General features: G+C 44.3%; 9 protein-coding genes. 1 reads left to right on the top strand and 8 read right to left on the bottom strand.

Annotated elements, in window-relative coordinates; all coding sequences use genetic code 11:
* Nucleotides 1–97: 97 nt before the first annotated feature.
* From CKK33_RS06275 to CKK33_RS06240, 8 genes are all read right to left on the bottom strand, one after another.
* Complete coding sequence (locus CKK33_RS06275; protein WP_095703285.1) at nucleotides 98–1,306, bottom strand: cytochrome c oxidase subunit II; 1,209 nt, start codon at nucleotides 1,304–1,306, stop codon at nucleotides 98–100.
* Nucleotides 1,307–1,356: 50 nt separating this feature from the next.
* Entirely contained in the window at nucleotides 1,357–2,616 is a 1,260-nt protein-coding gene (locus CKK33_RS06270) for a quinol:cytochrome C oxidoreductase (protein WP_095703284.1), read from the bottom strand.
* Between the two features lie 12 nt (nucleotides 2,617–2,628).
* Nucleotides 2,629–3,204, bottom strand: coding sequence for a cytochrome c (locus CKK33_RS06265; RefSeq protein ID WP_369803538.1), 576 nt, complete (start codon nucleotides 3,202–3,204; stop codon nucleotides 2,629–2,631).
* Complete coding sequence (locus tag CKK33_RS06260; protein WP_095703282.1) at nucleotides 3,197–3,733, bottom strand: DUF3341 domain-containing protein; 537 nt, start codon at nucleotides 3,731–3,733, stop codon at nucleotides 3,197–3,199. The genes CKK33_RS06265 and CKK33_RS06260 overlap by 8 nt, the downstream gene beginning before the upstream one ends.
* Nucleotides 3,734–3,735: 2 nt before the next feature.
* On the bottom strand, nucleotides 3,736–5,208 hold the full coding sequence (gene nrfD, locus CKK33_RS06255; protein WP_095703281.1) for an NrfD/PsrC family molybdoenzyme membrane anchor subunit: 1,473 nt from the start codon (nucleotides 5,206–5,208) through the stop codon (nucleotides 3,736–3,738).
* Between the two features lie 27 nt (nucleotides 5,209–5,235).
* Nucleotides 5,236–8,316: a TAT-variant-translocated molybdopterin oxidoreductase gene (locus CKK33_RS06250; protein ID WP_095703280.1), complete on the bottom strand. Its 3,081-nt coding sequence runs from the start codon at nucleotides 8,314–8,316 to the stop codon at nucleotides 5,236–5,238.
* Nucleotides 8,317–8,354: 38 nt separating this feature from the next.
* Nucleotides 8,355–9,635, bottom strand: a complete 1,281-nt coding sequence (locus tag CKK33_RS06245; RefSeq protein ID WP_095703279.1) for a cytochrome c3 family protein — start codon at nucleotides 9,633–9,635, stop codon at nucleotides 8,355–8,357.
* A 692-nt stretch (nucleotides 9,636–10,327) separates the two neighbouring features.
* Nucleotides 10,328–11,308, bottom strand: a complete 981-nt coding sequence (locus tag CKK33_RS06240; RefSeq protein ID WP_095703278.1) for a deoxyhypusine synthase family protein — start codon at nucleotides 11,306–11,308, stop codon at nucleotides 10,328–10,330.
* Between the two features lie 112 nt (nucleotides 11,309–11,420).
* Here CKK33_RS06240 and CKK33_RS06235 point away from each other — a divergent pair, with 112 nt between their 5' ends.
* On the top strand, nucleotides 11,421–12,560 hold the full coding sequence (locus CKK33_RS06235; RefSeq protein WP_095703277.1) for a polymerase: 1,140 nt from the start codon (nucleotides 11,421–11,423) through the stop codon (nucleotides 12,558–12,560).
* Nucleotides 12,561–12,747 lie beyond the last annotated feature (187 nt).

Here is a 12,747-nt window from a genome sequence, read left to right as displayed (position 1 = left end):
CGTTTCTTTATGGTGGTGATGTCCGTGATCTTCCTCGTGGTGTGCTACGCTATGATCGTGAACTGATAATGTTGACATACTCGCTAATCTTTTTGTATTAATTATTTAACGCTAACCTGTTTTGTTGTACCTGCTTGCTATCTTCAGTAGTTGCAAACTTAAGATCTTTCTTAAGCTGATCTGTAAGATATGGCTTTTGCTGAGCTAACCAGGCCTGATATTCGGCCTCGGTAACTACGCGTACAACTTTTTTCATGTTATAGTGGCTACCACCGCAAATTTTGTTGCATAATACCTCATACTCAAATGTAGGTTTATCCAATTTGGCACGCATCTGCGCGGTAGTCATGATCGGCTTGAATTTAAAGAAGGTTGGCAGGCCGGGAACAGCGTTCAACTGCACACGGAATGCAGGGATATACACACTATGGATTACATCCTGCGCATGGATATTTAACCTTACAGATTTATTTACAGGGATAACCATGGTATCAGCCTGTAGGTCATCGTAGCTGTATTTATCTTTAAAGTTGATACCCAACTTATTAGAACCATTAACCAGTTTATAGCTGGTTTTACCTAAACGGCCATCTTTACCAGGATAACGTAACTCCCATGCAAACTGGTGGCCGGTAATATCAATGTTAATTGAAGCAGGCTCGCCTTTAGCATCAACACTGTTGGTAATACTTTTCCAGGTAAAGAAACCGAAGATAACCAACACGGTTAATACGATAGCCGGGGCAATTGTCCAAACCTTTTCAATGGTGTTGTTGTGCGGCAGGAAGTGCGCGCGACGTTTAGCATTGTAACGGTATCTGAACAGGAAGGTGAACAATAATATCTGTGTGATGAAAAATACCGTCATGGTGATGCCGGTAGTAGTCCAGAACATCTTATCCAGGATACCACCATGCTCAGATGCTGCTGCAGGTAATATCATGCTGCCCTGTACCGTGAAAGACCAGTATGCGCCGTATAAACCTGCTACCAGGAATATGATGCACATTACACCCATCACATTATTCCAGTTAAGCGGCTTTTTGCCTCTTATTTGCTGGGTAAGGTCGTAAACACGAAATACTTTACCTATAATGCCAATGAAAAAGCATACCACCAGGAACATCAGGATATAATAACCTGCTGTAGGCAGGCCGGTATCCTTTGCGGCAGCGTCAGTAGCTGGCGAAGCGCTTGCTCCGGCTGATGCTGCATCCTGGGCGAAAAGTACGCTTGTACCTAACAGCATAAATACAGCTATAAGCGAAAGTATTTTTTTAGTATTAAATAGATTTTTGAATCCCATTTTATTGGTTATTTGAAAATGCTTTATCCAGTTAGCAAATTTAACAATTATTATCTGTGATGGTGTAAGCTCTCTTGCAGGAATGGGTGCTTTTTAGGAACCAATGACGGCGCTTTAGCAATTTTGCCCATAACCAGGTAAAAGAATAAACCTGCAAAGCCTGCAAAAGTAAATACTTCCTCAATAAAGAATCCCCTGTGTTCACCAACTGTACCCGGCATGATCATCAGGTAATAATCTAACCAGTGGCCGGCAATAAGCACTATACAGGTCCACATTACACGGTTGCTTAAACGTTTTGCATCTCTTGACATTAACAGCAACAGCGGAGCAAGGAAGTTAAGTACAATGTTTAACCAGAACCACCATTTGTATTCAGGCTCCCAACGTTTGTAGAAGTAAACAGATTCCTCAGGCATGTTAGCATACCAGGTTAGGAAGAACTGCGCGAACCAAACGTAGCACCAGAAAATAGAGAAACCGAAGATCAGCTTACCTAAATCATGCAGGTGATTTTCGTTTAACCATGTGAAATAACCACGTTTTTGAAGGTAGATGATCACCAGGGCAATAACGGCTAAACCACTTACGTGCATAGCAGCTAAATTGTACCAGCCAAACATGGTTGAGAACCAGTGTGCTTCTAATGACATGATCACACCAAAAGCGAATATCGGGAAGGTGAAACCAAATATTACCAGGAATATACAGGCGTATTTGAAGATCTTATCATAGTTAGCCATGCCGCCCTCTGTGTCTTCAGCTTCAGAGAACTTAGCCATTTTTATACCTAAAAAGCTGTAAACACCCAAAAACACAATTAATACACCATAGAAAAACGGAATATTTAAGAAACCTTTTTTACCATAGATAATGGCATCAAAGTTTTCGCTTCCGGGTGTGGTTATACCGTGAGCTGCCCAATGCGCATACAGGTAAGGTACTGTTTCGGTTTTGCCATTCTCGGTAACCGTATGTGTATGCAGTAAACCAGCAGTGATAATTAATATCAGGATGATGCTTGCGATAGGCAACACCTTTGCAAATGCCTGCGGTATGCGAATTAACGATGCCGACCAGCCAGCCTGTGCCACATAATTATAAGCACTGAAAAATATACCGGCAAGGCAAACGCACACAAAAAAGTAGCCCATCAGCAATAAGTTGCTATAAACGCGCTGTATGTGGTCGCCACCTGAAATAAAACCGAACGCTATGCCAATAACACCAAGTACAATACCCACCAAACTAATGGTTTTGGCAGTGCCTGTAAATTCAAAACGTTCGTCAAAATTATTATGAGTCTTCATTAATCAATAATCTTATAAAGTTTGTAAATGGTGTACATACATCACAATTTTCCAGCGTTCTTCTGGTGCAACCTGAGATGCGTATGAACCCATTGCGTTTACACCATAAGTTATAGTATGATAGATTTTACCATCAGTAAGATCTTTCATAGCACCACCGCGTGATGATTGCCCCTTAGAGTATGATGGCGGTGGCGGATATCCGTGCTGTACAACTAAACCATCACCCTGGCCGTTTATACCATGGCAAGGCGAGCAAAAGGTAGTGAACAGCTTTTTACCGTCTTCCAGGTTACCTTGTGTTGCGGCCAGCGGATTTTTCACTTCCGTACCGGCAAGTTCATAACCGTCTTTGGTATTAGGATAATCAAAGCGTTTAAAGCCTACCGGAATGGTACCTGCAGGCGGCACCTGCGCGGTTTTGCCATCCTTAAAGTTATTGTTAGGTTGGTCGTACTCATAAGCGGTGTGCTCATACATGTTAGGAGCATACTCCCAACCTGTGCTGCGCTTATCCTTGCACGATGTAATTATTATTGATGCAGCAATAACAAAAGCTGTTGTGCCCAATACTTTAATTTTATTCATAGCTAACATATTTCCTTTCGTTATGCTTAACTTCTACAGCTCCTGCTTCTTTTAATAAATTAGTAATATCGTCATGAGGGATGTTACCTTTCGCGTCAACTGCTATAATAAAGCGGTCGTCAGTAGCACGCAGGTCCATCACACGCGGCGCACGGCCGGGGAAAAGGTGCGTAGCTGCAAAAAAGGTGATCGTCATACCAAACGCGGTGAATAATATGGTCCACTCAAAAGTGAATGGTACAAAGTCAGGCATGGCAAAGCTTGGTTTACCACCAATATTTTGTGGCCAATCGTGCACCAGGGTATAATACACAATGCTGAATATTACGGTAGCACCAAGGCAACCAAAGCAAAACGCAGCGTAACCCAAGCGTGAATCCTTAACGCCCATTTTAGCCTCAATACCATGTATAGGCATTGGGGTGTAAACGTCATAAATAGGTACGCTATTCTTTTGTAAGTTGGTGATGCCCTGCATCATGTTGTCAGGATCATCAAAACAGCCCAATATAAATTTAGTCTTGCTCATGATTATACTTTTTCGTAGTCAGCCATATCAACGCTGTCATACTTGGTTAACGACTCTTTGTAATACTGAACTTCAGCAGGTTCCAGGTGACCTTCTTTTATCTGTTTCATTTTAGCCTGCTCACTTGCAGTTTTCAGCAACAGTTTCACCTCGGCGATAGCTACTGAAGGCAATACGCGGATGAACAACAGGAACAGGGTGAAGAACACGCCTATTGAACCAATGAATACGCCTACGTCAACCCAGGTTGGATAGAACATAGCCCAGCTTGAAGGGATATAGTCGCGGTGTAGTGAGGTTACGATAATTACGAAACGCTCAAACCACATACCGATGTTTACCACAATTGAAAGCGCCCATGAGAATGGAATGCTTCTGCGCAGCTTGCTTGACCAGAAAAGCTGAGGAGAAATTACGTTACAGCTCATCATGCTCCAGTACGCCCACCAGTACGGACCGGTTGCACGGTTAATGAAAGCGTATTGCTCGTACTCAACCTGTGAGTACCATGCAATAAAGAACTCGGTGATGTAAGCCACACCCACAATTGAACCGGTAAGCATGATGATCTTATTCATCGATTCGATGTGGAACATGGTGATATAGTTCTCCAGGCCTAATACTTTACGGGTTACCAGTAACAGGGTTTGCACCATAGCGAAACCTGAGAAGATAGCACCCGCAACGAAGTATGGAGGGAAGATGGTAGTGTGCCATCCTGGTTCCAGTGATGTAGCAAAGTCGAAAGATACGATGGTGTGTACCGAAAGTACCAATGGGGTAGAGATACCGGCCAGGATCAATGACACGGTCTCGAAACGCTGCCAGGTTTTTAATGAACCTGTCCAGCCGAATGACAGTATAGAATATATACGGCGACGTAAGCCTTTAGCGCGGTCGCGGATAGAAGCGATATCAGGCAACAAACCAGTATACCAGAATAATAATGATACGGAGAAGTATGTTGAGATCGCGAACACGTCCATCATCAGCGCCGAGTTCCAGTTTACCCAAAGTGAACCGTACTGGTTTGGCAGTGGTAAGGTAAAGTAAGCTAACCAGGGGCGGCCCATGTGCGCTACAATGTATGTGGCGGCGCAAATTACCGCGAAGATGGTCATCGCCTCGGCAGAACGGTTAATAGAGTTACGCCAGTTTTGGCCGAAGATCAATAACACCGCCGAGATAAGCGTACCGGCGTGACCGATACCTACCCACCATACGAAACCGGTGATGTCCCATGCCCAGCCTACAGTTTTGTTTAAGCCCCACTCGCCCAAACCATACCAAAAGGTTAAGCTGATGGATACTACCCATAACAAAGCGCCTAATGCAGATACTACGAAGCCGATCCACCAGGCTTTGTTTGGTTTATTCTCTACAGGTAACAAAATCTCGTTAGTGATACGGGCATAGGTCATGTCCTTGCCTGTCATTAACGGTTCCCTGATTATCGATTCATGATGATGAGCCATATGTTATGATATATCTCGTTGTAAAATTTAAGCCAATGTTGTTTCAGTTCCGGTGTTTCTAACTTTTACCTGGTAACCAATACCCGGTTGTACGTTAAGCTCTTCAAGTACATAGTATGTTCTTTCGCTTTGCAGTGCTTTGTACACTTCAGAGTTTTTGTCATTCCTGTTACCGAAGATGATAGCATTAGCCGAGCAGGTTTGCTGGCAAGCCATTTTAATTTCACCATCCTGCAGCGGACGTTTCTCCATTTTAGCTTTCAGCTTACCTGCCTGTATACGTTGTACGCACATTGAGCATTTTTCCATTACCCCACGGAAACGTGTAGTAACATCAGGGTTTAACACCAATTGAGTATGCTCATTGTTCAGGTAGTTATCAAAACGAGAATCGTTCCAGTAGTTAAACCAGTTAAAGCGGCGTACTTTATATGGGCAGTTGTTAGCGCAATAACGTGTACCTACGCAACGGTTATAAGCCATTTGGTTTAAGCCTTCTGATGAGTGTACAGTTGCTAATACCGGGCACACCGTTTCGCAAGGTGCGTGGTCGCAGTGCTGGCAAAGCATTGGCTGGTGAACAACAGTAACGTTATCATAGTTGTCCAGCTTGTCAATTTCTTTCTCTTTAGTTACACCACCATGCACACTGTCGTTATTAAAGCTATAATAGCGGTCAATACGTATCCAGTGCATCTCACGACGGCGGCCTACTTCTTCTTTACCAACAACAGGCACGTTATTTTCGGCGCTACAAGCTACAACGCAGGCACCGCAACCGGTACAAGCATTCAGGTCAATAGCCATTACCCAGTCATAAACAGGGCGCGCGTGGATGCGGTCGTTATTGGTATTTTCCCAAAGGTCGTATTTCTTGTGTTCGCCTTCTTCGTGTTTGCCCGAAGCAGGGTTCTTTTTGTATTCAGCGAAAGAAGTTTCGCGGATAACGTTACGGCCTTCGTATGAGTGGTGTGTTTGTGTTTGTGATAACGGGAACACATCGCCGGTTACCTCTAAAGCAGCCTGCGCGGTAGTTTGGAACGTACCATTACGGAAGCTGTAGAACGGATAAGCGTTTTTCCCTACGTTGTTACCTACTTTACCCGCTGCTGTACGGCCGTAACCTACAGCTATAGATATAGTACCCTGTGCCTGACCCGGTTGTGAAAGTACAGGCAGTTCAACAGTATAACCATTAGCAGTTACTTTTACTACGCCAAACTCATCCAAACCTAATTTTTTAACATCTGTGGCAGACATGGCCACAAAGTTATCCCAGGTAACTTTAGATACCGGATCAGGAAGCTCCTGTAACCATGGGTTATTGGCACGTTTACCATCGCGCATAGCGTTATTCTGGTAAACCTGTAATTCAAATTTCTTACCGTCAACACTTACACCTTCGGCCAGTTTAGCGCTTTGGCTCAAAATGGTTTGAGCAACCGCGTTCAGGTCAAGGTTAAAGCTATAGGTACCAGCTGTTTTAGGAGCAGCTTTTACAAAACCTGTTTGTAAAAGTGTTTCCCAACCAGCCTGGCCAGAAAGGCCGCCGATAGCCAATAATTTAGTATTCCAGTTATTTCTAACGTAAGTGTAGTAATCTTTAACCGCGTTGTCGCTCCAGATCAATAAGCTGGTTTCGGCCTGGCGGGTATTGTATACCGGGTTAATAGCCGGCTGCATTACGGTGTAATATCCTTCAATTACGCTATCATCACCCCATGATTCCAGGTAATGGTGATTAGGCGCAACTACATTACAAAGCGCTGCAGTTTCATCAGCATGGTCTGAGAAAGATACTTTTAAACGAACTTTCTTTAAGGCCTCTTTAACCGCATCTGCAGAATGGTAGTCATAAGCCGGGTTAGCATCCAGGAATATTGCCGCACCTACATCGCCGCGTTTTGCTGCAGCAATAAAGTCAACAATATCGCTATCGTTACCAGCGTACTGGCGAGATGGGTTATCCAGGTCAATAGTAGTACCGTAGCTGCCTAACAGTGAGTTAATAGCATTTACCAGCACCTGTGTAGCTACATCATTTGAACCGCAAACAACTAACGCGCGGCCTTTGGCAGCAAGCAATTCTTTTGCTACAAGTGTAATTACCTTATCGGCATTAGGAGTAGTTAATTTTTTAGAGCCTGGTAAAGTAGTACCGCTGATAGCGTTGTACAGGTTAACCAGTGCCAAGCCTTCTTCTGAAGGTTTTATAGCGATACGGGCATCGGCGTTAGTACCGGTCATGCTCATGCCGCTCTCAAATTGTATGTGGCGCGACATTTTTTTCTCTTCAAGAGATTTGCCGTTCCTGTTAGATACATATTGGCGTGTAAACTCTTCGCCAGAGATCCAGGTACCCAGAAAATCAGCGCCGAAGCTTACAATCACGTCAGCTTTATCAAAATTGTAATGAGGCAATACCGCTTTACCAAAGCTGTTTTGGTTAGCTTTAATGATACCAGTGTAAGATACCGCGTCATAAGTTACATGCTTAGCGGTAGGGTATTTGGTAATGAAATCAGCAATAACAGCCTGTGTAGACGGGCTTGATTTGGTAGCCGATACAATGCTGATGGTTTTACCGGCAGCCGCAATAGCTGCAAGCTCGCTTTTTACAAAAGCATCAACCTGTGCCCAACCTGTTGTAGAACCATCCATCATAGGGTCCTGCACACGGGTATTATCATAAAGGTCAAGTACTGAAGCCTGTGCCTGGGCGCTCAAACCGCCTTTTGATAACAGGTCATTCGGGTTACCTTCTACTTTAATAGGGCGACCTTCACGTGTTTTAACCAGGATGGCGTTACCTTCAAAAGTAGAGGTATAGTAGTTGGCTACACCCGGAGTTACCTCTTCTGGTTTAATTAAGTATGGGATGGATTTGTGTACAGGTACTTTTTGGCAAGCCGCTAAAGTAACCGCACCCACACCAAAGCCTAATGCCTTCAGGAAATCGCGGCGAGGGGTTTTGGCTGATAAGCCACCACCGCTCAGCACTTCCTCGATAGGAATGGGCTCGGCAAATTCGTGTCTGTTTTTCTCAACAAATTCTGGTGTATTGTTTAGTTCTTCTAAACCTTTCCAGTATTTTTTATTGCTATCCATTTACGTTATATAAACTGTAATGCTACGTTCTTGATGAATTAATAATGGCACTTAGCGCACTCGATACCACCTAATACGGCCGCGGTAACTTTTTCGCCTTTCTTGATCTTGTCATGAGCGGCAAGTATGCTGTCATAGTAAGCGTTACCTTTACCGTTAACTTCGGTACGTCTGTGGCACTGTATACACCACTTCATGGTAAGCGGAGAGTATTGGTAAACCTCTTTCATCTCCTGTACCTGGCCGTGGCAGGTTTGGCATTTGATACCACCAACCTTAACGTGTTGTGAGTGGTTAAAGTAAGCCAGGTCCGGCAGGTTGTGTATACGTACCCACTGTATTGGTTTAGCTTTAGTGCTATCGTATTTAGCTGTATTAGGATCATAACCCAGCGCGTCATAGATCTTGTGGATCTCAGGCGATTCTGTTTTAACTGATTTGTGGCAGTTCATACAGATGTTCAATGACGGGATCGAAGCGTTTTTACCTTTGAAAGCCGCTACGTGGCAATACTGGCACTCGATCTTCATGGCACCAGCGTGCAACTCGTGAGAGTATTTAATAGGCTGCACCGGCTGATAACCCTGGTGTACGTTGGTATTCCACATGGTTACCCACTGCCAGCTACCTAAAGCGATGGTACCGCAAAGCACTACAAAGAATACCAGTTTCTTATTCTTGATCAGCTTTTTGAATACTTCCGCGCGGTTAGCTTTTGCTTTAGCCGCTTCATCATCTTCGCTTTCTTCAATTAAAGCTACACCGCCTTTGTTAAGCAATAAACGCTCAAGAGTTGCGATAACTTTGTTTAAAACAAGGATAACGATGAAAGCGATAACGATAACACCCAGTAAACCCCAGATGATCACCGAGCTTGGGCCCTGATCTTCTGTAGTTGCGCTACCACCGGCAGGAGCTTTCGCTTTCTCATCCTGCATTTTTTTCCACTCGGTGCGTACATAGGTAATAATGTTACCTACATCGGCATCGCTTAACTCAGAGAACACGGTCATGCCGGCCTGGTTAAACTCGTTGTAGATCTTTAACGCTTTTGGATTTTTTGCAGCGATTAACGCCTGGTTATTCTGAATCCACTTGGTAAGATAAGCGTCATCGGTTTCCTGAGTAAGCTGCGGACCTAAGGCCGGGCCGGTCATACGCACATCAATTTTATGACATGCCGTACATTTGGCCTTGAATAAAGCTTCACCTTTGGCGGCATCTGCCTGTGCATGGGCGCTAAACCCACAAACAGCCAAACCGGCAACCAGTAAAACCGACCTTGAAAACTGTTTAAGAATCAATGAGATATTTCTCATAAAGTGTATTTATGCTAAATAAGTTTTTATTTTAAGTGTTAAACCGTAGTGTTGATGTATGTTTTAGCCACTTTTTCAGGCACAAAAGTATAACTTTATACACTATCGCTGACAATATAATGACACCAATATCTAATTTATAATCGTTCTAAATTGAACTGAAAACCGCCTGAAACTTGCTTAAATGGCTTTTTTGATATTCCATTGATTTAGAACAAAAAAAATGATGGTCAGAAGCATTTTTTTAAATAAATAATTCTTTTAATATCTGTAAAGCGATTTGGTCGCTCCTTGTTGGTATACCCAAAAGCCCGGTAAATAACCTGATAAGCCTTGTTTAGTTTTAGCTTTTGTGATGATCGAAGGCAAATTCATCCCCCGCACTTACCGGCGTTCCACTAAAGTACTATAGAAAAATGGGACAAACGGAACATATTGAATACTAATAAATTAACAGACAACTAAACGCGCATATAACGTAAGGCCGGCTACAAGTAGCTGCTGTAAACGCCTAATAAATAAGCCCTTAACTAAAAGTCAAAAGCGTTCCGTGCGGAACGCTTTTGGAAACTGTAACGGAACGCTTTTGGAACACCGCAAAAGCCGTCTGAATATTATCTATAGGATAGCCTTAAAACAACAAAGCCCTTAAAATTTAAGGGCTTTGTTGTATCAGATACGAATCGTTCTAATTATTGGCCCAATATCCAGGCGAATATCAATGGCGCTACAATGGTAGCATCACTTTCTACAATAAATTTAGGGGTATCTATATCCAGCTTGCCCCAGGTAATTTTCTCATTAGGCACCGCGCCTGAATAAGAACCATAAGATGTAGTTGAATCAGATATCTGGCAGAAATAGCTCCAGAACGGGATGTTCTCCATTTCCATATCCTGGTAAAGCATTGGTACTACGCAAATAGGGAAATCACCGGCAATACCACCGCCTATCTGGAAGAAACCTATCCCCTTCCCTTCCGAGTTTTTCACATACCAATCAGCCAGCCATGCCATGTATTCGATACCGCTTTTCATGGTCGAAGCTTTAAGTTCGCCCTTGATCACGTATGAAGCGAAGATGTTACCCATGGTTGAATCTTCCCATCCCGGTACCACAATTGGCAGGTTACGCTCGGCAGCGGCCAGCATCCATGAGTTTTTAGGGTCTATCTCGTAGTACTGCTCCAGTTCGCCGCTCAACAATATCTTATACATATACTCATGCGGGAAATAACGCTCACCTGCATCGTCAGCATCTTTCCATATTTTATGGATATGCTTTTGCAAACGGCGAAAAGCTTCTTCTTCGGGTATACAGGTATCGGTTACGCGGTTGTAGTGGTTCTCTAACAGATCCCACTCATCCTGCGGACTCAAATCGCGGTAGTTTGGAACACGTTTGTAGTGCGAGTGCGCCACCAGGTTCATGATATCTTCCTCGAGGTTGGCTCCTGTGCATGATATAATGTCGATTTTGCCCTGGCGTATCATTTCGGCAAGCGAAATACCTAACTCGGCAGTGCTCATGGCACCCGCAAGTGTCACCATCATTTTGCCACCTTCGGTAAGGTGGGTTTCGTAACCTTTGGCTGCATCAACCAAAGCTGCTGCGTTAAAATGCAGGTAGTTTTTCTCAATAAACTGAGAAATAGGGCCTTTTGATGTACTCATTTTTATTGCTCTAAATTATTTTGCAAAAGTAGCTATTTTGCGCACACCAGAATTTTAAATTACAAATTCGGGTAAAACAATGCCTTAACATTTACCTTTGGCATTATACCACATGAAAAAACATCTTACCCTTATAGCGCTCTTCCTATTATTTTTTGCCCCGGCCTTCGCTCAAACCCACCTGCTACCCAAATTTATTAGGCGCATGTATTTTGAGAGAGATACCTCCCGCCGCCCCAGTTTTGTGTTGCTGCCCGTGCTAAGCTCGGCACCCGAAACCGGTTTAGAAATAGGCGGCTCGGGCCTCTACTCGTTTTATACCGATACGGCCAGCCGGTACACCCGCGTATCTAACATATTCGCCTACGCTACCATTACTACCAAAGGCCAAAGCCGCTTAAACCTGAGCAGCAGCTACTGGACACCCGGCAACCGCTACCATTTTACCGGCGCTATTAATTACATTAATTTTCCGTTTGATTTTTATGGCATTGGCAACAACACCGCCAAAGCCGATGCCGACCGACTAGGGCAGAAACGCCTGCGGATCACGTTTACCGCCGAAAAGAAACTGGGCAGCCATATTTACGCCGGCCTGGTGGGCGGCGGCTACTACTACCGCTTTACAGATAAGGAACCGGGCGGCATATTTGACACCGACCCTGCCATACAAGACAAAAGCGGCGGTAATATCCTCTACGTAGGCCCTACCTTAATATTTGATAACCGTAATAACAACACCTATACCACCAAAGGCACACTGTTTACCAGCTACTATAATTACATGAATGGTGTTGGCAACAGCAGCGGCTACCATGGCGGCCTGCTGAACATGGAACTGGCCCAGTTCTTTAGCCTGGGTAAAAAGCTGGTATTAGGTTTTAACATACAAAGCCAGAACCTCACGGGCAGCGCCTCGCCTTTTTACTTGCTGCCCGCCCTGGGGAGCGACGAAATGATGCGTGGTTATTATAACGGCCGTTTTCGCGACCGTAATTATCTGGCCGGGCAAACTGAACTGCGTTACCGCTTTACCGAGCGTTTTGGCATTGTAGGCTTTGCCGGTACCGGCGAGGTTTTCCATACCGACTTTGATACCCGCCAGCTAAAACCCAACTATGGCGGCGGCCTGCGCTATTTCTTTGACGTACAAAAAGGCCTCAGCGTACGCATGGACTACGGCGTTGGCGAAAAACGCCCCGGCGAAAGCAGGCAAAGCGGTTTTTATGTGGGATTGGGGGAAGCGTTTTAGAAGCCTCACCCTAACCTCTCCAGAGGATAGGGTTCTAATTAGTTCTTTTTCAAAGTCCTCTCCTTTGGAGAGAATTTAGGTGAGGCTTATAAAAACACAAATCCAAGAAGCCTCACCCTGCCCTCTCCAGAGGAGAGGGTTCTAAAACGCCAGCCTTGTAAAGTCCTCTCCTTTGGAGAGGATTTAG

The organism is Mucilaginibacter sp. MD40 (genome assembly GCF_002288635.1).
In the GTDB taxonomy this organism is placed as follows: Bacteria; Bacteroidota; Bacteroidia; order Sphingobacteriales; family Sphingobacteriaceae; genus Mucilaginibacter.
Note: the sequence above shows the minus strand (reverse complement) of the source record. Positions and strands in the feature narration are given on the sequence as shown.

Coding starts and splice junctions, on each gene's coding strand:
- CKK33_RS06240 (WP_095703278.1), bottom strand. CDS start 11,308: ATGAGTACATCAAAAGGCCCTATTTCTCAGTTTATTGAGAAAAACTAC.
- CKK33_RS06245 (WP_095703279.1), bottom strand. CDS start 9,635: ATGAGAAATATCTCATTGATTCTTAAACAGTTTTCAAGGTCGGTTTTA.
- CKK33_RS06270 (WP_095703284.1), bottom strand. CDS start 2,616: ATGAAGACTCATAATAATTTTGACGAACGTTTTGAATTTACAGGCACT.
- CKK33_RS06235 (WP_095703277.1), top strand. CDS start 11,421: ATGAAAAAACATCTTACCCTTATAGCGCTCTTCCTATTATTTTTTGCC.
- CKK33_RS06250 (WP_095703280.1), bottom strand. CDS start 8,316: ATGGATAGCAATAAAAAATACTGGAAAGGTTTAGAAGAACTAAACAAT.
- CKK33_RS06265 (WP_369803538.1), bottom strand. CDS start 3,204: ATGAATAAAATTAAAGTATTGGGCACAACAGCTTTTGTTATTGCTGCA.
- CKK33_RS06275 (WP_095703285.1), bottom strand. CDS start 1,306: ATGGGATTCAAAAATCTATTTAATACTAAAAAAATACTTTCGCTTATA.
- CKK33_RS06260 (WP_095703282.1), bottom strand. CDS start 3,733: ATGAGCAAGACTAAATTTATATTGGGCTGTTTTGATGATCCTGACAAC.
- nrfD (WP_095703281.1), bottom strand. CDS start 5,208: ATGGCTCATCATCATGAATCGATAATCAGGGAACCGTTAATGACAGGC.